The sequence below is a fragment of the Sphingomonas endophytica genome (assembly GCF_001476895.1).
GTDB lineage: Bacteria > Pseudomonadota > Alphaproteobacteria > Sphingomonadales > Sphingomonadaceae > Sphingomonas > Sphingomonas endophytica_A.
In genome coordinates this window covers 17,472-37,957 of the sequence record NZ_LDTB01000053.1, presented here as the reverse complement: position 1 = coordinate 37,957, position 20,486 = coordinate 17,472, and the positions used below count along the sequence as shown (strand labels likewise).

Genomic DNA, 20,486 nt, shown 5'->3' with positions numbered 1-20,486 from the left:
CAAGTCGGTACCCATGGCAAAGGGCAGAGGATTGCTCCCCTGCCCCGCCACGTCAGTTCAAGAGGCGCGATGTGCCATCAGAAGTTCAGTCGGACACCCGCGCTCATGAAACGGCCGACGACGTCGTACACTGCCTGTGCCGATGGAAAGTTCAGGCCCGGGCTGGACGTATCCGCTACCAGCGGCGGCTTCCTATCGAACAGGTTATTGACGTTGAAGAACAGCGTAGCGTTGCTCTTTCCGTCCGCGTCGCGCCCGGCAAACGCCCCCAGATCGACCGACGCCGTCAGATCCGTGTAATAGACGGGACCGTAACGATGCTGGGTGAAGACCTGGAGCGGGTTCCAGTTGCGATCCATCGCACCGACCAGGCGCTCTGCGACGAACAGGTTGAACGGCCCGTTGTTCACATTGACCTGAAACGTACCGGACAGCTTCGGATAGCCGTACGGCCCGTTCACGGAGATGCCACCGGCTTGATGCTGGGTCGGGACGGTAGGAAGGGTCGAGATGTCGCGAGTCGGGACGTACGACGCCAGTAGCCGCAGATCGAGCCTTGTATCCGAAGCGATGGTCAACCGCTGCGACACGTCGAGATCGATCCCGCGATACCTCTCATTTGCAAGGTTGATGTTGAACGCGTTGATCTGGCTCGGGAAGTTGGCCGCCGAGGTATCCGTCGCGGAGATCGGGCGGATGATCTGCGAACAGAAAGGCGATGCAGCGTTGGCGAAACACTGGTTCAGGACCGTGCCCGCATCCACCTGCCCTACGCCACCCTTGATCTTGATCTCCCACGCGTCGATCGATGCGCTGAAGCCAGGCAGGAAAGACGGTGTAAGAACGATACCGACCGTCTTGGTGATGCCGATCTCAGGCTTCAGATTGGGATTGCCGCCCGAGATCGTGATGAGCTCGTTGGTCGTGTTGGTCTGGCGATCCGTGAACGTTTGCCGGGAAATCTGTGTGCCGGCAAACAATTCATACAGCGTCGGCGCGCGGATATCGCGGGAAATGGTGCCGCGGAACCGGATGCCCTGCGTCGGAATGTAGTTGAAGCCGCCCTTCCACGTCGTCACCCCACCACTGGTGCTGTAATCCGTGTAGCGAACAGCGCCGTTCAGATCGAACTTCTGCGCGAACGACAGATCCTTCAGCAGCGGGACCGCGATCTCGCCGAAAGCCTCCTTGACGGTGTTTGAACCCGCGCCGACGCCGACCTGCTGGCTGTTGAACAGGCGGTTTGCGATCGGCGAGCGCAGACCCGTGAAGTCGACCGGGATGGCCGGGTTCGCGGTGCTGGTCTGCTTCAAGGTCGCCTTGCGGTACTCGCCGCCGACGACGACGTTGACCGGTCCCGCCCATGTCGAGAAGGGGCTGCCGGAGATCGCACCGTTGACGTCATCGAGCGTGTTCTCGACCGTGAAGGAGGACGGTTGCAAAACATAGCGAAGCGCAGCCTCGGAAGGCGAGCCGGCACCGAAGAGATTGATCGGGACGCAGCCGGGATAGAGGCCCGGATTCGTGATCGTGACCCGGCAGACGATATTCCCCGAGTTGTCGCGGACTGCGTCGACGGCCGCAGCAAAGCGCGGAACCTGGATCTGGTTATCTTGCTGGATCGTCAGGCGCGAATAGCTGTGGACGTAGTTGAGGTTCCACGTCCAGTCGCCTCCAAACCTGCCTTCCAGACCCGCACCCGTGGTGAAGTTCTTGGTTGCCCCGTGAACCTTCAGGCCACCGTCTTCATTCAAGCGGCGGCCGATCGAGAAGCTCTGGGTCGTGCCCAACTGCGCACGTTGCGCGGCGGTCAGTGATTGCTGCAGGAACGCGTTATCCGAATAGATGGTGATCGCATTGACCGACTGGGTCGGGTTGATCTGATTGAAATCGGAATATGCGTAATTGGCCAGCACATAGCCACTGACCGAGTCCGAGAAGTCATAGCCCACACGGCCGAACGCCTGCCGATTGGTCACGCGCGGCGTCAGCCACATCTGATTGTGGTAAGCTCCATCGCCGCCGACGTTGATACCGCCCGTCCCTGTCCTGGTCCCGGCGTTCAAGGGCGCCAGAGTACCGCCCGGAAGGAACTGATTGCCGGCAAGCGGACCGGTATTGATCACACTGCCGAACGTCTGCGCGGGAAAGCGCGCGTTGAATACGGTCACGTAGGGATTGGTCGCGCTGCCTGCGGCACCGGAAAGGCCGAGCGTACCGACCGCCAGCGGCGTATTGCCTGCCCGCTCGTTCTTGCCATGGGCGTCGATCCCGGCGCTCCGGTAATATTCGACGCTGCCTTCGAGATGCAGCCTGTCGTCCAGCAAGGATGTGCCTGCGGCGAGACCGAGACGCTGGAAGGCGCCGTCACCCCGATCGGAGATCCCGGCGGTGGCGTTCGCCTTCAGGCCGGTAAATTTTTTATCGAGGATGAAGTTGACGACGCCGGTGACGGCATCGGAGCCATAGCTTGCGGACGCGCCCGCCGTGACGATGTCGACCTGCCGGACGAGCAACTGGGGCAGGATATTGGTGTCGACCGCACCTTCGAAGGTCGTCGGCGCGAGGCGTTGCCCGTCTAGCAAGACGAGGCTGCGGTTGATGCCGATGCCCCGCAGATTGAGGTAGTTACCCCCCTGCGGCGCATTCGCGACGAGCACCGGGCTCTGGTTGTTGCTCCGCGAGTTTGCGAGTTGCGGCAATTTGTTGAGCGCATCCGGGATATTCGTAGGCGCGGAGTTTGAAAGCGCCACTGCATCGACAACGGTCACCGGTGTCGGCGCCGTATAGCCACGCTGTGAAATGCGCGAACCGGTGACGACAATGTCACGGCCTTGCGCATCGCCCGCCTCGGTGTCGGCAGTTGCCTGGCCGTCGGCCTGGGCGGCGTCGACCGCAGGGACTTCTGAGGGAGTTGGGGCCGTCGCTGGCGACTGAACATTGCTGCCTTGCGACGAAACTGCCTGCGCATGCGCGGAAAGGGGCAGCAGCATCGCTGCGACCGAACCGAGCAGATAAGCCTTAGATTTACAGAACATACGTCCAACTCCCCCAGTGAAAGGCGTGTGGGTGCAGCCCCTTTTGAGGTCCGCGATTCGTAAGGCTTATCAACAGTCAGAACCGTTGACAACGCAATTAATGCGGTGCAGATGCAACCATGCCGTTTCACTGGCATGGACATTCAAGCTCCCCGCTTACCGATAGTTGCGCCCGAGCATCGAGGCGTTCGTCACGCGGGGTAGCAAGCGCCGAAGGATGGAGAGCTATGTTTGAGTCGTTGAAGCCGATGCCGGCCGATCCCCTGTTGCAGATCATCGCCGCACATCGGGCAGACACTCGCTCCGACAAGATCGACCTGGGTGTCGGGGTCTTCCGCGACGAGGCAGGCGGCACGCCGATCCTTCGCGCCGTAAAGGCCGCAGAGCGCTATCTGGTCGCGAACCAGCCCACCAAGGGGTATCTCGGCATCGAGGGCGATCCGGTCTTCACCGATCTGCTGCGTCCGATCATCTTCGGCAAGAATGGCGGTGATGCGTCCCTGGTGCCTGGCATCCAGACCCCGGGCGGCGGCGGTGCCTTGCGTCTCGGCGGCGAGCTGATCGCCACGGCGCGGCCCGACGCCAAGCTCTGGCTCGGCACCCCCAGCTGGCCGAACCATCGCCCCATCTTCGAAGCGGTCAAACTGGAAGTGCGCGAATACCGCTTTGCGGACCTGACAACCCAGACCTTGCTGTTCGACGAAATGATGGCGGCGCTGCGTCAGGCCTCGGCCGGCGACGTCGTCCTGCTCCATGGATGCTGCCACAATCCGACCGGTCTCGATCTGAACCACGACCAGTGGCGCGAAGTGGCCGATCTGTGCAGCGCCAACGGCCTGATCCCGTTCGTCGATCTCGCCTATCAGGGTCTCGGCGAGAGCCTCGAGGCAGACGCGATGGGCCTGCGCACCATCTTCGAGCGCGTCCCGGAGCTCCTCCTCGCCTATTCGTGCGACAAGAATTTCGGCCTGTATCGCGAGCGTACCGGTGCGCTCTATGTGAAGGCGAGCAGTGCGGATCTGGCGCGCAACGTCGCGTCGAATCTTGCCGTCCACGCCCGCGTCAGCTGGTCGATGCCGCCCGATCACGGCGCCGCAGTCGTTCGCGCCATCCTGGAGCAACCGGAACTCGAGGCCGACTGGCAGGCCGAAGTGGCCGAGATGGGCCAACGCATCCGCGCCGTCCGACGGGCGATCGCCAGCGCGGCGCCCTCGCTGTCCGCGATCGCGCACGAATACGGCCTCTTCTCCAATCTTGCCGTGTCGCGCGAACAGGTTGATGCTCTGCGGACCGAGCATGGCATCTACATCGCGCCGTCGGGCCGAATGAACGTCGCCGGTCTCAAGGTGGAGGACGCCCCCCGGCTGGTCGCCGCGCTCGATGCGATCGGGGCTCTGCCCGGCGCCTAGTTCGCAGCGACGTGGGCCCCAGCGCTCTTGGGACCAAAGGTAAGGATGATCGGCGAAGCCGATGATGGGGAGTTGGACGATGCGCTTTCAGGACAAGATCGTACTCGCAACCGGGGTGGCGACGGGGCTTGGGCGCATCACGGCGGAACTCTTCGCTCGCGAAGGCGCCAAGCTGGTCGTCGTGGACTATAACGAGGCCGCGCTTGGCGCCCTGGTCGAAAGTCTTCGCGAGAAAGGGACTGCGGTCGCAGCCGTAGTCGGCGATGTGTCCCTCCCCGAAGTGGCGGAACAGGCCGTGGCGCGCGCCGAGGCCAAGTTCGGACGCCTCGACATCCTGCTGAACAACGCGGGGATCAATCCGGTCGGCAACATCGTCGACACCCCGGTCGACGTGTGGGACCGCACGATTGCCGTCAATCTGCGATCGGCCTTCCTGTTCTCATCGAAGTCCATCCCGCTCATGGAACGTGGCGGCGGCGGCACGATCGTCACCACCGCATCGATCGCGTCGTTCAAGGCATCGACCGCGGAGGCCGCCTACAGCGTTTCCAAGGCCGGCCTGCTGCAGCTTACCAAGGTGATCGCCAAGGATTTCGCGGCGCGGGGCATCCGCGCGAACGCGGTCTGCCCGGGCTTCCTGCCGACATACATGGCCGATCGCAAGCAGGGCGCGTCGGAGGAACAGCAAGCGATGCGGCGCAAACGCGCGGCCGAGCTGGTGCCCATGGGTCGCGAAGGCACCTATGAAGAGATTGCCGACATCATCGCCTTCCTGGCCAGCGAACAATCGTCCTATATGAACGGTGCCGCCATCACCGCCGACGGCGCGCAGACCGTCTGATGGATCCGGCTCACAAAGGTCTTATCGCCGGCCTGGCGGTAGCCGGGTTCTCCGCAACGACCAGCCTGCTGGTCAGAGGCATCGGCGGACGCATTCCCCCGATCACCCTCAACGCGTGGCGCTGTACGGTCGCAGCGGTCATCTTCCTGCCGCTCTGGTGGTCGACCACAGGGGCGGCGGTTCCCGACGTCCATTCCCTGCTCTGGATCGGTCTGTCGGTCATGTTCAGCATCGTCCTGGGCGACACCTCGTTCTTCATGGCGATCAAGCGGATCGGCATGTCGCGCGCGACGCCGATCGCCAAATCCTATCCAGCGTTCGCCGTATTGTTCTCCTGGATCCTGCTGGGCGAGGCGCTGACCTCCTTCAAGCTCATCGGAGTCGCGCTCGCCATCACTGGCACGGCACTGATGTCGCAGCGTCCCGGCGGCACCGCAGCGCTTGCCGTGGATGAGGAAGAGCGCACCAGGTCCCGCGATCATACCATCGGCGTGGCGATTGCCTTGGGGACGGCGGTGGCATGGGCTGCGGGTGCGGTCGTGCTCAAGATATCCCTGATGACCGCCAGCGTCACCACCGTCAGCCTGTTCAAGACGGTCATCGCGGGTGTGATGCTCTGGAGTATCTCGTCGCAGGCCGAGCGCGTTCCAGTCCGCGACGTCCTCTACAATCGAACGAATATCCTTCTGGCAGGCGCGACCGGCGTGACTTTGGCGGGCGCTGCCCTCCTGCTGGTCTATTCGATCTCCATGGTCGGAGCCGGATCGGCGTCCGTCTATTCCGGTCTCGCCCCGCTGTTCGCCGTGCCGATGGGCGTGCTGATCTTCAAGGAGCGGATGGGGGTGAAGGCGATCATCGGCTGCATCCTCGCGGTCCTCGGCATCATCTTCGTCTCGATGGGTTGAGCACGCTCGATGAGTTCCAATGGCATGATGAACGTCGATGTGGTGGTGGTCGGGTCGGGAGCGGCCGGACTGACGGCCGCTCTTGCCGCACAGACACGAGGAGCCTCGGTTGCGATCGTCGAGGCGGAGGACCTCCTGGGCGGCACCTCGGCGATTGGCGGCGGCAACCTCTGGATTCCGGGCAATGGCCCGATGCGCCGCGCCGGTCGGGCCGACGATCTTGCACAAGCGCTGGTTTACCTGCGGCGAGTGAGTGGATCCCAGCCCGCTATCGAGAATGCCCGTGCATTCATCGAGCACGGCCCTCGATTGGTCGATTTCCTCGAGACGCACAGCGCCTTGCGGTTCTCGTCCATCGCACGGCACGACTATCATGCGGATTGGGACGGCGCCGGGTTTGGTCGCAGTCTTGAGCCGGAGCCTTTCGAAGCAGGTCGTCATCTCGGGGGGCGAAGCGGTTGGTTCAGGACGAACCCCACCCGCGCTCCGCTGACCTATGCCGAATACCGCACCGGCCCAAACCCGGAACTCGTCGCCGAGCGGCGTCAGCGCGACGTACGAACGCAGGGCGCGGCTTTGATCGCGGGCCTGGGGCACGCGGCACTTGCGGCCGGCGTCGATATGTTTCGCGGCGCCGGACTGGCTCGCCTCGAGCGTACAAATGGTTCGGGCTTCCTGATCGACTTGACGGACGGCAACCAACTCGCGGTGAAATCCGTCGTTCTGGCCTCGGGCGGCTTTGCGTCGAACCCGGCGATGCGACGGGCGCTTCTGCCCAGCGTCGAGTTCGTCTCACTGGCCGCCGGCCGTGCTGCCGGAGATGGCATCCGCAGCGGCCTGGATTGCGGTGCCGGCCTTTCCGGCGTTGGCGACGGGTGGCTTGGTGCGGTGCATGTTCCCGAGGACGGCCGTGCCCCCTTCCTCGTCGTTCGTGAGTTGGCGCTGCCCGGCTCGATGCTCGTGGATGCAGACGGTCGCCGCTTCGTCAACGAAGCGCTGGGTTACAATGACGTCGGCCGGGGAATGCTGGCGTTCGATCCCGCGCGCGGTTGCTATCCTGCGGCACGGTCCTGGCTGATATTCGACGATGCATTTCGCTCGCGCTATTCCGTGCTGGGCACGCCGCCCGGCGCTGCGGTTCCGACAAGTTGGCGTCAGGCCGAGAGCATTGCGGCCCTGTCCGATGCGCTCATGTTCCCTGAACGGGCACTGGCATCGTCGGTTGAGCAGATGAACTATGTCGCCAAGAGTGGCCGCGACTACCTGTTCGGCCGCGGGAGTGATGCGCATCAGCGCTTCAACGGAGACGCAGGGCACGAGCCGAACCCCTGTCTCGGAACGATCTCGCAGGCGCCGTTCTACGCCGCACCGATCGTCCCTGGACTTTGTGGCACCAAAGGCGGCCTCGCCGTCAACGAACAGGCGTGCGTGCTGAATCGAGACGGCGCTCCGATATCGGGGCTGTATGCCTGCGGGGACGTTGCTGCGTCGGTGATGGGCTTCGGCTATGCTGGCGCTGGCGCCTCGATCGGCCCCGCCATGACCTTCGGCATGCTGGCGGGTGAGACGATCAAATAGCCTTGGGCGGGAGCGCAAAAAGAATCGCCCCGGCGAGCCCGCCAGTGTTGAAGATTGCCGCCCCCTGCGCGGATTTCGCGGGTGCGAGACCAAGATCCCGCAGCAGCATCGGTAGCCAGTTCAGTAGGGCGTAGAGCGCTAGCAGGGTGCAGAAGAAGCAGGTGCCGGCAGCGATCATCACCGATCGTGCCGGCGTAGCGCTCGGCGGGTCGAGGTCGTGCCTCCGGGCTGCAGACTGCCGGAGTGGTCCGCTTCGGTCGCCTGCGATCAATGCCATGACGATGGGTGCGCACGGCATCGGCAGCACACCGCCGATGGCAAACATTGTTCGCCATGAGAGCCCGGCCGCGCCACACTGCTCCTGGATCATCGCCATCGCCCGACTAGCTGAAGTGGCAAGACACGGCGCCGAGCGGTCCGTAGTCGACATGGAAGGTATCGCCGACCCGCGCCGCGACGGGTGCCGTGAATGATCCACCGAGGACGATTTCACCGGGCTCCAGCGTGATGCCGTGCGGGTGAAGCTTGTTCGCAAGCCAGGCCACGCCATTGGCGGGATGGTTCAGAACCGCCGCAGCAACCCCTGAGTCCTCAATCACGCCGTTTCTCGAGACGATCGCGCAGGCCCAGCGAAGATCCATATCGTGCGGCCGGATCGGCCGCCCGCCCATGATGATGCCGGCATTCGCCGCATTGTCGGAGATCGTGTCGAGAACCTTGCGCGTCGCCCCGGTAGCAGGATCGACCTGCCGGATGCGCGCGTCGATCAGCTCGATCGCCGGGATGACGTAATCCGTCGCCGAGAGGACGTCGAAGATCGTGCAGTTCGGCCCTTCCAGACGGTTCTTCAGGATGAAGGCCAGCTCGACCTCGACTCGCGGTACGATGAAACGCTTGGTGGGGATTTCTCCGCCATCGGCGAACACCATGTCATCGAGGAGCGTGCCATAGTCCGGCTCGGTGATGTTGCCGGCGCGCTGCATCGCCCGGCTCGTCAGGCCGATCTTGTGACCGACCGCGCGACGTCCGCCCGCGATCTTGGCTTCGACCCATGCGTTCTGGATCGCATAGGCGTCGTCCATCGTCATGTCGGGGTGCGCGATCGAGAAATGGTCGACCTGGGTCTGCGTGCGCTCGGCCTCATCGAGGGAAGCGGCGAGCTTCTGGATGATATCGGGAGATAGCGCCACGAGGTTTCTCCTTACGGGCGGACGTAGGCGGTTTTGACGGTCGTGTAGAACTCGGCGGCGTAGGAGCCCTGCTCGCGCGGACCATGACTCGACCCCTTCCGCCCGCCGAACGGGACGTGGTAATCGACGCCCGCGGTTGGCAGGTTGACCATGACCATGCCCGCCTGCGCGTCTCGGCGAAACCGGGATGCGTGTTTCAGCGACGTCGTGCAGATGCCTGCGGCCAGCCCGAAGCGCACCCCGTTCGCGACCGCGAGCGCCTCGTCGAACCCGCTGACGCGGAGCACCGAGGCAACCGGCCCGAAGACCTCCTCCTGATTGATCTGCATGTTCTCGGTCGTCTCGGTCAGCAAGGCGGGGGCCTGGTAGAAGCCATTCGTACCCCGCTGCAGCCGCTCCCCACCGGCGACGAGCGTGGCACCCTCCGCCTGCGCGCGGGCCAGATGCGCGAGATTGCTCTGCAACTGCCGATCATCGACCACCGGGCCGATCGTCGTGTCGCTGGCGCGCGCATCGCCCACGACCTGTCGTGCCATTTTCTCCTTGAGGAGTTCGACGAAGGCGTCGTGAACGCTTTCCTCGACGATCAGGCGCGACGATGCCGTGCAGCGCTGCCCGGTCGCGTAGAAGGCGCCATCGAGCGCACAGTCCGCCGCCAGATCGAGGTCGGCGTCGGCGAGCACCACCAGCGGGTTCTTGCCGCCCATCTCGAGCTGGACCTTGAAGCCGTGCTCCGCACCCGCCCGCAAAATGCCGCGCCCGACACCGTCCGACCCGGTGAAGCTGACCGCATCCACACCCGGACCAGCGAGGGTCGACCCCAGCTTCGAGCCGCGACCCATGACCAGGTTGAAGACGCCCGCTGGAAGGCCGGCGCGGTGGAGCATTTCAGCCAGCGCCCAGGCGCAGCCCGGGGTCAGGTCCGCCGGCTTGAAGACGACCGTATTGCCATAGGCGAGCGCCGGGGCGATCTTCCATGCCGGAATGGCGATCGGGAAATTCCACGGCGTGATGAGCGACACGACACCGACAGGCTCGCGGGTGATATCGATTTCGACACCCGGCCGGATGGAATCGAGATGTTGCCCCGTTTGCCGGACGACCTCGCCCGCGAAGAAGCGGAAGATATGGCCGGCGCGCGTCACTTCGCCACGCGCTTCCCGCAACGTCTTGCCTTCCTCCCGCGCGAGAAGGTCGGCGAGCTCGTCCAGGCGCTGCAAGATCTCCGCGCCGACACGATCGAGGATGTCGGCCCGCTGTTGCAGGGGCCCGCGCGACCATGGACCAAGCGCGTCCTGAGCCGCCGCGATCGCGCGCTCGACATGGGCCGGTTCGGCTTGATGATAATCATCAATCACGTCGCTGGTGTCGGAAGGGTTGATGTTCGGCGACGGCGTTCCAGCCACCCACTCGCCTGCGATGAGGTTATGCTTCAGCACGGCAATGTCTCCACGAGAACCTTCTTGGGGTTCATGAGGCCATCGGGATCGAGGGCGGCCTTGATGGCCTTCATCATGCGAACCTCGACCGGTGCCTTGTAATGGGCGGCCTCGTCGCGGCGCAGAACGCCCAGACCATGCTCGGCCGAGATCGAGCCGCGGTGCGCGACGACAAGGTCATGGATCACGCGATTGATCGCTCCCTGTCGCGCGAGAAGCGCAGCGCCGTCACCGCCAACCGCCGGGGATACGTTGTAGTGGAGGTTGCCGTCACCGAGATGACCGAAGACCACCGGACGAACGTCCGGACAGCCGTCAGCGAGCGCCGATCCCGCTTCGGCGATGAAGCGGGCGATGGACGAGATCGGCACCGAGACGTCGTGCTTGATCGTCTTGCCGGCGGCCCCTTGCGCCTCGGAGATATGCTCGCGAAGCGCCCAGAAATCGCGGCTTTGCGCGATCGATGTCGCAACCGCGACGTCGAGGATGATGCCGTCCTCGAAGGCAGCCATCAGACCCTCCTGCAGGGTTTCGGTCGCGCGCTCCTCGCGGGTCGCGTCGCTGACCTCCAGCAGAACATACCATGGGGTTCGCTGCTCGAGCGGGATGCGCGTGCCGGGAACATGGTCGATAACCAGATCGAGGCACAGGTCGCTCATCAGCTCGAACGCGGTCAAGGCATCCGCAGCACGCGCCTGCATCGCGGCAAGCAGCTTGGTCGCCGCCTCGGGCGATTCGACACCGGCGAAGGCGGCGACCCGCGCGGCGGGCTTGGGAAACAGCTTCACCACTGCGGCGGTGATGATCCCCAGCGTCCCTTCGGATCCGATGAAGAGATCGCGCAGCGAGTAGCCGGTGTTGTCCTTACGCAGGGCGCGCAAACCGTCCCAGACCTCACCGTCGGCGGTCACGACCTCAAGACCGAGGCACAGATCGCGTGCATTGCCGTAGCGGAGCACGGCCGTGCCACCGGCGTTGGTCGCGAGATTGCCGCCAATGGTGCAGCTCCCTTCCGCCGCGAGGCTGAGCGGGAAGTAGCGATCGACCCCGTCAGCCGCTTCCTGAACCTGCGAGAGCAGGCACCCAGCCTCGACCGTCATGCTCCCATTCTCGGCATCGATCGCGCGAATGGCGTTGAGCCTCGTCAGCGACAGCACGATGCCCTGTGCGCCGCTCTCGGGCACGGATCCGCCCGACAAACCGGTATTGCCGCCCTGCGGCGTGACGGACGTCCCTGTCCGCCACGCCCAGCGCATGATCGCCGCCACCTGCTCGGTACTGTCGGGCTGGACCACGGCCAAGGCATCACCGTGCCAAAGACCGCGCCAATCGGTGAGGAAGGGCGCCTTGTCCGCCGCGTCGACATACAGGCGCCCCGAATAGACGGCCCGCAGGCCGTCCAACAGGGATGTGCTCACGGCAGGAGCCCTCGGGTCCGCGCGAAGACGCGCGTGAGACCATACAGCATGTTCATCGAGGGGGTGGGCACGCCGAGCGCACCCGCGATGGCGCGCGGAGCACCCAGCAGGGCGTCGAGCTCGATCGGCCGACCGGCGTCGACATCCTGCAACATCGACGTGCGGAAGGCACCGAGCTTGCGAGTGACGTCGATCCGATTTTCGCCGGGCTCGTCGATCGGACAACCGATCAGGCCGCCGACCGTCGCGGCTTCCGCCATGACGGCCATGAGCAGCGAGCGTACGTCGGGATCATCGATGATCCGATCCGCCGTCGCGCCGGTGATCGCCGACACCGGGTTCATCGTCATGTTGCCCCAGAGCTTGTACCAGATGTCATGACGAATGTTGTCGCTTGCCCGCGACTTGAGACCCACGGACTCGAACGTCTCGACGACCTTGGCGACCCGCTCGCTCGGCTTGCCGGCTGGCTCGCCGAAAATGAGCACGTCGCTCATATTCCGACGCGCATGCCCCGGACCGACAAGCGCCGTGCTGGCGTGAACCACGCATCCCACGACCGCGGAAGCCGGGATGTTCGCACCGATCGCGCCGGTCGGATCGACGACCTTCCGCGTCGGTTCCTCGGCCAGCCTCAGCCCGTTGGCGAACCACCAGGGGACGCCGTTCATCGCCGGGATGATGATGGTGTCCGGCCCCGTCATTGCACCGACGGCAGGAGCGACCGCTGCCATCGCCGGCGCCTTGACCGCGACGATCACGAGATCCTGCTTCCCCAGCACCGACGCATCCTCGTCGGCTGTAACCGGGTAGGACTGCGTCTCGCCCGCATCCGTCAGGCGAAGGCCATGCTCACGGAGCGCATCCAGCGTCGCGCCGCGCGCGAACACCGAGACGTCATGCCCAGCTGCTGCGAAGCGGGCACCTAGCCAGCACCCGATCGCGCCTGCGCCTACAATTCCGACCTTCATTATACGTTGCCCCCCCGCGGCGTGCGGTAGTTCGCCTTGAAATCCTCGCGCACGCGCTCATCGAAACCGAGCGCCACTCGGCGCACTTCGGGCGTATCCATAGGCGGATGGCCGATGCCGTCCGCCCGCGGACGGGGACCCGCCACGACGTGGTTGCGCAAGCGACCGATATTGGTGATCTCGACCTCGATGACGTCGCCCGGATCGAGCGAGCGCGAGTGCGCAGGCGTGCCGGTCAGGATGACGTCGCCCGGAAGCAGCGTGATGTACCGGGCGATGTCCGCGATCATGTAATCGGGACCCCAGACCATCTCGTCGCCGATGTTCGCTTCCTGCACCAGCAAGCCGTTCTTGTAGGTGCGGAGCGTCTCCTTGCGGGGATCGACGCCAGAGACGATGCCGGGGCCGATGGGACAGAAGCCGTCCATACCCTTCACGCGCAGCATCGAGCCCTGGTCGGTGTCCCGGAAATCCTGAGCGCCCATATCGAGCACCGGTGCGAAGCCGGCGATGCAATCCCAGGCTTCTTCCGGCGTGACGTTGCGCGTCACCTTGCCGATGATCGCGGCGAACTCGCCCTCATAGTTGAGGTAGGTGACACCGTCCGGCTTGACCAGCTCGCCGCCATGGCCGTTCAGCGCCGTAATCGGCTTGGTGAAATAGGTCGGTGTCTCGGTCGGCTTGGGATTGTTGCGGGATTCGATCCCGCGCGACGAGTAGCTGAGATGCACCGCGATGATCTTGCTGGGCACCGGCTCGAGCGGCGGAAGATGCTGGAGTACGGACGGGTCGACCACGCGCCCGTCGTCGAGCCGCAGCATGTTGTCGTCCTGCATCGTGCCCCAATAGGCACTGTTGTTGACGATGACGCGCCGACGTTCGACGCGTGGACCTTGCAGTACGCTCATGATTAGCCCTCGAACCACATGTGGATGTTGCCGGTGCCGCGAGCATTTTCGTACTCGGACAGCGTTTCGCCTGGCGCGCGGCAGTCACGGCCGCCCATGGCGCCGACCATTTGCAGATAATGGCCGCCAAGCCCCTCCCAGGGGATCTTGCGATAGACGGTCGGGAAGCGGTCGACGATCACGTCATGCCGTCCCTCTTGCAGCAGCGCGATCGCCTCACGGTCGCTGGCGGCATTCTCCGGGCTCGACACATTCTCGGGATCGAAGATCCGCGGATTCTTCTGCACCCAGTTGATGTCGCTGAACTTGTGGCTGAGCGCACCCGACGCGAGCAGGACGACACGGGCATCGCTCCGCCGGATCGCCTCGCCAAGAACCTCCCCGGACCGCAGAAATTCCTCGGATTGGCAATTCTGGCAGTTGCTGACGCTCAGCACCTTCTCGTGGATGTTGAGCGATTTGACGATGTTGACGGTCGCATAGTGCCGTGGGAGCAGCGGATGGGTCGCCGCTAGCCCTTTGACGCCCCGCTCCTCGGCAACCGCCTGACACGCTGCCGCCAGTTCGGGCGCGCCGCGATAGTCGTAGGGCTGATCGTGGAGATACCAGGGCATCTCGTCGGACACGTAATTGCCCGAAAAATGCGCACCCGCGTCATATAAATGGTAGCCCGTCGTGAACCAGTGGCTATCGAGAATGACGACAGTGTCCGGCTTCACGGCATCGATACGCTCGCGCAACCGTCCGAAGCCCGCGATCAGATCGGAATCCCGACCATTGCCCATCTTGAGACGAAATTCTTCGGACTGCATGAGTCCGGGATGGTGCGACACCAAGGCGGCGCCAACGATACTGCCCATAACGGTTGATCCCCGAGGAAACTGTTGAAATTAGCGTTGACTGAAGCTTGGCTTGAACGGCTGCTTCGGGATCACGACATCCTTGATGTCGCAGAAGAATTCGAAGCTCCACTCGCCGCCTTCGCGGCCGATGCCGGACTGGCCACGTCCACCAAAGGGCGCCGCGATGTCACGAATGCCGAACGAGTTGACCCAGATGAAGCCGGTGCGAACCTGCTCCGCGATCGCGGTCGCGTGGGCTTCCTCGCCGTAGCAGACACCGCCCAGACCGTAGACAGTGTCGTTCGCCATGCGCACCGCCTCGTCATCATCCGCGAAGGTTTGGAGCACGAGGACCGGGCCGAACACCTCCTCGCGCACGATCTCGTCCTCCGGGCCGACGCCGGCGAACATCGTCGGCTCGAAATAAAGTTCACCCGCAGAATGCACCCCGCCGCCCCAGAGCGTCTGGGCACCGGCAGCCTTCGCCCGTTCGACGTAGCCCTTGACCTTCTCGATCTGTCGCGGGTGGATGATCGGGCCGACCTCGGTCGCCTCGTCGCGCGGGTCACCCACGCGAAGCTTCGAGACATAGTCCTTCATTCGCTCGACGAACTCGTCGCGCACGCTTTCGGCGACCAGGAACCGGGTGCCGGCAAGGCAGACCTGGGTGGCATTGCGATACATCAGCGCGCCTGTCGCGGCCGCGGCATCAAGGTCGGCGTCGGCCAGCACGATGAAGGGTGACTTGCCGCCGAGTTCGAGGCTCGCCGGCACGAGGTTGGCTCCGGCGATCGCGGCGATGGTGCGGGCGGTCGGGACCGATCCGGTGAAGGAGATACGAGCCAGTCGCTGGTCTGCGACCAGCGCCGCGCCGGTGACCGCGCCGCTGCCCTGAACGATATTGAAGACGCCCGCCGGGAGGCCCGCCGCATGGGCAGCGTCGGCGAGGAGCGAAGAGCTGAGCGGCGCCCATTCCGGCGGCTTCACCACCACCGTATTCCCCGACGCCAGCGCAGGACCGACCTTCCAGGTCGTCAGCATCAGGGGCGAGTTCCAGGGGGTGATGATCGCGCAGACGCCCGCCGGATCGTGCCGGACACGATGCGTTGCCTGCTTCGTCTCGATCACATTCTCCTGCAGCTGCAGCGCATGTTCTGCGAAGTAGGTGATGTTGAGCATGGCACGCGGGATGATGCCGTGCCGGAGGCGCGAAAGCAGGAGCCCCGCGTCGTTGGCTTCGGCTTGGCAAAGCGCCTCGGTTCGTTTGCCAATCTCTTCGGCAAACCGATCCAGATAGGGCTTACGTCCCTCAGCGCCGAGCGCCGCCCATGCCGGAAAGGCTGCCAGCGCTGCGGATACCGCATCGCCGACCTGCTCCGTGGACGCCTGCGCGACGTGACCGAGCTTACGCTGATCGATCGGTGAGAAGACCTCGAACGTCTCGTCGGAGCCAACGCGTTCGCCGTTGATATAGTGGGACGAATTGATCTCGACGCCTTCGAGCGCGATCGTTTCTGCCATAGCGGAACATCCTCAGTCTCACGCCAACGCCTATTGTTGGCGCCTCCCATCTACCGTTGCCTATGAAAGTGAATGGTTGCAGTGTCAATGGTATTGGTTTAGTTCACAACCGTCTTTCAGCCCTTCTCGGGCAACCGACGGAGCGAGGGAATGACGGGCAACCGGTTCAAAAGGCGGCTGATTGCGGGCGAGACGCAAGTCGGCCTGTGGCAGACGCTGGCCAACCCGATCACCACCGAACTATGTGCCGCTGCCGGTTTCGACTGGCTGCTGCTCGACGCGGAGCATGCGCCGCACTCGTCGCCCAGCCTGCTCGCGCTGCTGCAGGCGATGAACGGAACCGCGTCGGAGGCGATCGTGCGCCTCCCCGATACCGGCATGACAAGTATCAAGCAGGTCCTCGATCTCGGCGCGATGACGATCCTTGCTCCGTTCGTCGAGAGTGCCGACCAGGCTCGCCAGATCGTGGCCGGAACCCGCTATGCTCCCGAAGGCGTGCGCGGGCTGGCCGCGGGCCAAATCCGCGCGTCGCGCTGGGGCCGGGACCGTGATTATATCCATCGTGCAAACGAGGAAATCTGCGTCCTCGTCCAGATCGAGAGCGGCCGGGGTCTGGAGGCCCTTCCCGCCATCCTCGACGTCGACGGGGTCGACGGCATCTTCATCGGGCCGGCCGATCTCGCCGCATCGCTGGGACACCGTGGGGAGCTCGATCATCCGGACGTGCAGAGCGCGATCGACGCCGCGATCAGGTGCACGATGGATGCCGGAAAGCCGGTTGGATTGCTCACGCTGAACGAGGCGCTTGCCCATGATTATATCGGCAGAGGCTGTTCCTTCGTCGCCGTTGGCACCGACGCCTCGTTGCTGGCAAACGCCGTCGATGGCTTGGCAGGCCGCTTCTTCAACCGATCCGTTGATGAAGCGGGCTATTGATGGCAACCGCGAGCACCTTCATGCAGACTGCTGAAACCGATGGGACGACGCCATTGTCCCGCCGGTCGCCAAACAGCGGATCGAGCATGTTAATGAAGAAGCGCAATTTCCCGCCCGGTGTCGAGCCACGCAACGTCATCGATCTGCATGACTTCCTGCCGTATCGCATCCACTTGCTGGCAACCAAGATCGCCCGCCCGGACGACATCGAGATCGATGGAGGTATCGTCATTCGCGCGCGGGACTGGCGAATCATCTTGCAGCTCGCGAGCAGAGGCCCTCTGACAGGCCGAGAACTTTCGGCGATGGTCGGCCTCGACGCGGCGACCATTACCCGGGTCGTGCAGCGGCTCGGCGAACTCGGACTCGTCACGACCCGCGTGTCATCCGCCGATCGTCGCAAGCAGATCATCAGTCTTACCGAGGCCGGAGCAAAGGCGCATGACCAGCTTGCACCGGGCAGAAAGGAGGTAGCCGAAGGTCTCCTGGAATGCTTTTCCGCGAAGGAGCGGGCGACGTTCTTCATGCTGCTCGATCGGCTCGAAGAGCATCTCCACGATGAACCGTCCGACGACGAATGGATCGAATGACGATGCCGGCGAGCCTTGGTCGATGCTTGATCCGTTCAAGCTTAGCCGATTTCCCTCGACGGGGTTACCATCCGGTACTCCCTACCCAGGGTTCGTTCACGTCCATGCCATCATGGCCGAGGCTCGCTGTTGGGCCTTCCCGATCGCGCTCATTCGGTTCGGTGAGCAAATGGCCATGAACCGCCATCACCGCAACGGCGTCAGTCGTGGCGGATGTGTACCGTGCAATGCCGCACGCCGCTCCGGTCAATTTTTGTTCGTCGACGACAATGCCAAGGTGAACGCACATGAGTTCAAACGATAGGACGACTTTACCACTGAGATTTTGAATTTTGGAGTCGCCATAGTGAAATAGTGCCGACTCCACAGCGCAGTGCTCAACAGTGCCGTTCAAATCAACGATCTCTGTTCCAAGCGAGTCATTGCCTTTCCACCGCTTCTCGTATGTCGCTGGCGCTCACATGAGCAAGGCACAACAGGAATGTGGATTTCATGATCAGGCCTGTGATGGTGATCCTTCGACATAGCTAGACTGAGCGCTCTCGCCAATATTTGCCGATGTTCAGCGATCCAGAAGAAAACGGGCCGAACAATCTCTCAACATAAAAATCAAAATGGGGTTGAACGAATGAGCGAACGGGAGTCGATGCCCTATGACGTGGTGATCGTCGGCGCAGGTCCTGCCGGCCTGAGCGCCGCGATCCGGCTGAAGCAGCTGGCCGAAGCGGCCGGCACCGAAGTGTCGGTCTGTGTGCTGGAAAAGGGGTCGGAGGTCGGCGCCCATATCCTGTCCGGCGCCGTCATCGATCCGCGGGCGCTCGACGAGCTGATCCCCGACTGGCGCGACACCGACTGCCCCCTCGCCGAGACGCCGGTCACCCAGAACCATCATTGGGTGCTGACGTCGAAGAAGAAGTTCAGCCTGCCGCATCTGTGGACGCCGCCCTTCCTCCATAACAAGGGGACCTACACAGGCTCACTTGGCAACCTGTGTCGTTGGCTCGCTGGTCGCGCCGAGGAGATGGGGGTCGAGATATTCCCGGGCTTCGCCGCTGCCGAAATCCTGTTTCATGACGATGGTCGGGTGAAGGGCGTCGCGACCGGCGACATGGGCGTTGCGCGTGACGGCACGCACAGGGGCGACTACCAGCCCGGCCTCGAACTCCATGCCAAATACACCTTCTTCGCCGAAGGAGTGCGTGGCCATCTGACCAAGGAGCTGATCCGCACGTTCGACCTCGCGGCGAACAGCGATCCGCAGGTCTATGGACTCGGCATCAAGGAATTGTGGGACATCGAGCCCGCAAAGCACGAGCCGGGGAAGGTCATCCACACGCAAGGCTGGCCGCTCGGCAGCGATGCGAACGGCGGGGGCTGGATCTATCATCAGGCGAACGGCCAGGTCTCGATCGGCTTCGTCACCTGGCTCGGCTACACCAATCCGTATCTGTCACCCTTCCAGGAAATGCAGAAGTGGAAGACGCATCCCGCGATCGCCGAGCTGCTGGCCGGCGGTCGCCGCGTTTCCTACGGCGCGCGCGCGATCAATGACGGCGGGCTCCAGTCGATCCCGAAGCTGGTGGCGCCCGGCGCGGCGCTGATCGGCTGTTCGGCCGGCTTCCTCAACGTGCCCAGGATCAAAGGCACGCACGGTGCTCAGAAATCCGCGATGATAGCCGCCGAGGCTGCGTTCGAGGCGATCCAGGCGGGCCGCGAGGGCGACGATCTCACCGCCTATCCCGCCGCCTTCGAGAGCAGCTGGCTCAAGAAGGAGCTGTCGGTCGTCCGCAACGTCGTGCCGTTAGTCAAGACGTTCGGCGACTTCGTCGGCTCGGGCCTGGCCGGCATCACCATGTGGCTGGAGCATTTCGGTCTGAAGATGCCCTTCACGCTGCACCACCATCCCGACAACGAAACGCTGTGGCGTAAGGATCTGGTCAAGCCGCCCGTCTACCCCAAGCCCAACGGCGTCCTGACCTTCGACCGCCTGTCCTCTGTGTTCCTGTCGAACACCAATCATGAGGAGGACCAGCCCGTCCACCTGACGCTGCGCGATCCATCGGTGCCGATCGAACGCAACCTGCCGCTCTTCGATGAGCCGGCGCAGCGCTATTGCCCGGCCGGCGTCTACGAAGTGGTCGGCGTCGCCGAGGGTGCCCCCAAATTCGTCATCAACGCCCAGAACTGCATTCACTGCAAGACGTGCGACATCAAGGATCCGACACAGAACATTAACTGGGTGGTGCCCGAGGGCGCGGGCGGCCCGAACTACCCGAACATGTGACCGGGCACCGGGATCACCGAACACGTTCATCCGACAGGTAACGCCATGCTCCGCAACGCCTCTGCCATCAATGCACCCCGCTCCGCCTTCGCGCAGCGGTGGCTTGTTCGCGGGGGCACGCGGCGCCGGGAGCGGCGCCCATGACCGCGTTCGCTCATGTGTCGATCATCGGCTTCTGGGAAGCGCTCGGCGCGAACGTCGAGCTGATGACCCCACGGCACCACGACCTCGTTCTCGCGGTCACCAGCCATGTCCCGCATCTCATCGCTTATTGCATCGTCGGTACGGCCTCGGATCTCGAGGACGTGACCCGCAGCGAGGTCGTCAAATACTCCGCTGGCGGCTTCCGGGATTTCACCCGCATCGCCGCGTCGAACCCGACGATGTGGCGAGACGTCTTCCTGTCCCACCGCGACGCGGTGCTCGAGATCCTGCAGCGTCTCAACGAAGACATGATGGGCCTGCAGCGAGCCATCCGCTGGGGCAACGGCGATCAGCTCTTCGACACGTTCGCCCGCACGCAGGCCATACGACGCTCCGTCGTCTTGTCCGGACAGGATGATTCCACACCGGATTTCGGACGAATGCAGAGCCATGACGCTGCATGACCATGACC

At 64.0% G+C, this 20,486-nt stretch carries 17 protein-coding genes and 1 pseudogene; 9 read left to right on the top strand and 9 right to left on the bottom strand.

Translation table 11 applies throughout. The features are described 5' to 3' along the window. Positions 1 to 77: 77 nt before the first annotated feature. Positions 78 to 2,993 carry a TonB-dependent receptor domain-containing protein gene (locus NS334_RS12480; RefSeq protein ID WP_193753090.1) on the bottom strand — a complete coding sequence of 972 codons (2,916 nt, stop codon included), beginning with the start codon at positions 2,991 to 2,993 and terminating at the stop codon, positions 78 to 80. A gap of 284 nt (positions 2,994 to 3,277) precedes the next feature. On the opposite strand from NS334_RS12480, the gene NS334_RS12475 reads away from it, so the two are divergent. From NS334_RS12475 to NS334_RS12460, 4 genes are all read left to right on the top strand, one after another. Further along, the gene (locus tag NS334_RS12475; protein ID WP_342585551.1) at positions 3,278 to 4,447 is read left to right on the top strand and encodes an aromatic amino acid transaminase; all 1,170 of its coding nucleotides are present in this window, start codon (positions 3,278 to 3,280) and stop codon (positions 4,445 to 4,447) included. A 79-nt stretch (positions 4,448 to 4,526) separates the two neighbouring features. After that, positions 4,527 to 5,288: an SDR family NAD(P)-dependent oxidoreductase gene (locus NS334_RS12470; RefSeq protein WP_058756283.1), complete on the top strand. Its 762-nt coding sequence runs from the start codon at positions 4,527 to 4,529 to the stop codon at positions 5,286 to 5,288. Continuing rightward, entirely contained in the window at positions 5,288 to 6,193 is a 906-nt protein-coding gene (locus NS334_RS12465) for a DMT family transporter (RefSeq protein ID WP_058756282.1), read from the top strand. The genes NS334_RS12470 and NS334_RS12465 overlap by 1 nt, the downstream gene beginning before the upstream one ends. A 24-nt stretch (positions 6,194 to 6,217) precedes the next feature. Further along, positions 6,218 to 7,771, top strand: coding sequence for an FAD-dependent oxidoreductase (locus tag NS334_RS12460; RefSeq protein ID WP_193753089.1), 1,554 nt, complete (start codon positions 6,218 to 6,220; stop codon positions 7,769 to 7,771). On the opposite strand, the gene NS334_RS12455 is transcribed toward NS334_RS12460, so the two are convergent. From NS334_RS12455 to NS334_RS12420, 8 genes are all read right to left on the bottom strand, one after another. Next, complete coding sequence (locus tag NS334_RS12455; protein WP_058756280.1) at positions 7,764 to 8,147, bottom strand: hypothetical protein; 384 nt, start codon at positions 8,145 to 8,147, stop codon at positions 7,764 to 7,766. The two genes, NS334_RS12460 and NS334_RS12455, sit on opposite strands and share 8 nt — an antisense overlap. A gap of 7 nt (positions 8,148 to 8,154) precedes the next feature. Beyond that, positions 8,155 to 8,961: a 2-oxo-hept-4-ene-1,7-dioate hydratase gene (hpaH, locus tag NS334_RS12450; protein WP_058756279.1), complete on the bottom strand. Its 807-nt coding sequence runs from the start codon at positions 8,959 to 8,961 to the stop codon at positions 8,155 to 8,157. Between the two features lie 11 nt (positions 8,962 to 8,972). Further along, the gene (locus NS334_RS12445; RefSeq protein WP_083500455.1) at positions 8,973 to 10,400 is read right to left on the bottom strand and encodes an aldehyde dehydrogenase family protein; all 1,428 of its coding nucleotides are present in this window, start codon (positions 10,398 to 10,400) and stop codon (positions 8,973 to 8,975) included. Continuing rightward, positions 10,394 to 11,818, bottom strand: coding sequence for an FAD-binding oxidoreductase (locus tag NS334_RS12440; protein WP_058756278.1), 1,425 nt, complete (start codon positions 11,816 to 11,818; stop codon positions 10,394 to 10,396). The genes NS334_RS12445 and NS334_RS12440 overlap by 7 nt, the downstream gene beginning before the upstream one ends. Continuing rightward, positions 11,815 to 12,789: a 2-dehydropantoate 2-reductase gene (locus tag NS334_RS12435; RefSeq protein ID WP_058756277.1), complete on the bottom strand. Its 975-nt coding sequence runs from the start codon at positions 12,787 to 12,789 to the stop codon at positions 11,815 to 11,817. Before NS334_RS12435 ends, NS334_RS12440 begins: the two co-directional genes overlap by 4 nt. Beyond that, the gene (locus NS334_RS12430; protein ID WP_241491936.1) at positions 12,789 to 13,610 is read right to left on the bottom strand and encodes a fumarylacetoacetate hydrolase family protein; all 822 of its coding nucleotides are present in this window, start codon (positions 13,608 to 13,610) and stop codon (positions 12,789 to 12,791) included. The genes NS334_RS12435 and NS334_RS12430 overlap by 1 nt, the downstream gene beginning before the upstream one ends. Before the next feature lie 89 nt (positions 13,611 to 13,699). Next, a complete protein-coding gene (locus tag NS334_RS12425; protein WP_058756275.1) occupies positions 13,700 to 14,557 on the bottom strand; it encodes an extradiol ring-cleavage dioxygenase in 858 nt (285 codons plus the stop codon). Positions 14,558 to 14,587: 30 nt separating this feature from the next. Then, positions 14,588 to 16,060, bottom strand: a complete 1,473-nt coding sequence (locus tag NS334_RS12420; protein WP_058756274.1) for an aldehyde dehydrogenase family protein — start codon at positions 16,058 to 16,060, stop codon at positions 14,588 to 14,590. A 150-nt stretch (positions 16,061 to 16,210) separates the two neighbouring features. Here NS334_RS12420 and NS334_RS12415 point away from each other — a divergent pair, with 150 nt between their 5' ends. The 5 genes and pseudogenes from NS334_RS12415 to NS334_RS12400 all read left to right on the top strand — a co-directional run. After that, the gene (locus NS334_RS12415) at positions 16,211 to 16,996 is read left to right on the top strand and encodes an HpcH/HpaI aldolase family protein (protein ID WP_058756273.1); all 786 of its coding nucleotides are present in this window, start codon (positions 16,211 to 16,213) and stop codon (positions 16,994 to 16,996) included. After that, entirely contained in the window at positions 16,996 to 17,586 is a 591-nt protein-coding gene (locus tag NS334_RS12410) for a MarR family winged helix-turn-helix transcriptional regulator (RefSeq protein WP_083500454.1), read from the top strand. Before NS334_RS12415 ends, NS334_RS12410 begins: the two co-directional genes overlap by 1 nt. After that, positions 17,555 to 17,890 (top strand): hypothetical protein, encoded by a 336-nt coding sequence (locus NS334_RS18300; protein WP_153002737.1) that lies wholly within the window; start codon positions 17,555 to 17,557, stop codon positions 17,888 to 17,890. Before NS334_RS12410 ends, NS334_RS18300 begins: the two co-directional genes overlap by 32 nt. 324 nt (positions 17,891 to 18,214) lie before the next feature. After that, the gene (locus NS334_RS12405) at positions 18,215 to 19,870 is read left to right on the top strand and encodes an electron transfer flavoprotein-ubiquinone oxidoreductase (protein ID WP_058756271.1); all 1,656 of its coding nucleotides are present in this window, start codon (positions 18,215 to 18,217) and stop codon (positions 19,868 to 19,870) included. A gap of 164 nt (positions 19,871 to 20,034) precedes the next feature. Beyond that, positions 20,035 to 20,478 (top strand): annotated as a pseudogene (locus NS334_RS12400) (prephenate dehydrogenase dimerization domain-containing protein); the annotation flags it as partial. Between the last annotated feature and the right edge of the window lie 8 nt (positions 20,479 to 20,486).

Excerpts from the sequence above, each read along its gene's own strand:
- NS334_RS12480 (WP_193753090.1), bottom strand. The coding sequence starts at position 2,993 with ATGCTGCTGCCCCTTTCCGCGCATGCGCAGGCAGTTTCGTCGCAAGGC.
- NS334_RS12470 (WP_058756283.1), top strand. The coding sequence starts at position 4,527 with ATGCGCTTTCAGGACAAGATCGTACTCGCAACCGGGGTGGCGACGGGG.
- NS334_RS12465 (WP_058756282.1), top strand. The coding sequence starts at position 5,288 with ATGGATCCGGCTCACAAAGGTCTTATCGCCGGCCTGGCGGTAGCCGGG.
- NS334_RS12460 (WP_193753089.1), top strand. The coding sequence starts at position 6,218 with ATGATGAACGTCGATGTGGTGGTGGTCGGGTCGGGAGCGGCCGGACTG.
- NS334_RS12455 (WP_058756280.1), bottom strand. The coding sequence starts at position 8,147 with ATGGCGATGATCCAGGAGCAGTGTGGCGCGGCCGGGCTCTCATGGCGA.
- NS334_RS12435 (WP_058756277.1), bottom strand. The coding sequence starts at position 12,789 with ATGAAGGTCGGAATTGTAGGCGCAGGCGCGATCGGGTGCTGGCTAGGT.
- NS334_RS12430 (WP_241491936.1), bottom strand. The coding sequence starts at position 13,610 with ATGCTGCGGCTCGACGACGGGCGCGTGGTCGACCCGTCCGTACTCCAG.
- NS334_RS12425 (WP_058756275.1), bottom strand. The coding sequence starts at position 14,557 with ATGGGCAGTATCGTTGGCGCCGCCTTGGTGTCGCACCATCCCGGACTC.
- NS334_RS12420 (WP_058756274.1), bottom strand. The coding sequence starts at position 16,060 with ATGGCAGAAACGATCGCGCTCGAAGGCGTCGAGATCAATTCGTCCCAC.
- NS334_RS12415 (WP_058756273.1), top strand. The coding sequence starts at position 16,211 with ATGACGGGCAACCGGTTCAAAAGGCGGCTGATTGCGGGCGAGACGCAA.
- NS334_RS12410 (WP_083500454.1), top strand. The coding sequence starts at position 16,996 with ATGGCAACCGCGAGCACCTTCATGCAGACTGCTGAAACCGATGGGACG.
- NS334_RS18300 (WP_153002737.1), top strand. The coding sequence starts at position 17,555 with ATGAACCGTCCGACGACGAATGGATCGAATGACGATGCCGGCGAGCCT.
- NS334_RS12405 (WP_058756271.1), top strand. The coding sequence starts at position 18,215 with ATGAGCGAACGGGAGTCGATGCCCTATGACGTGGTGATCGTCGGCGCA.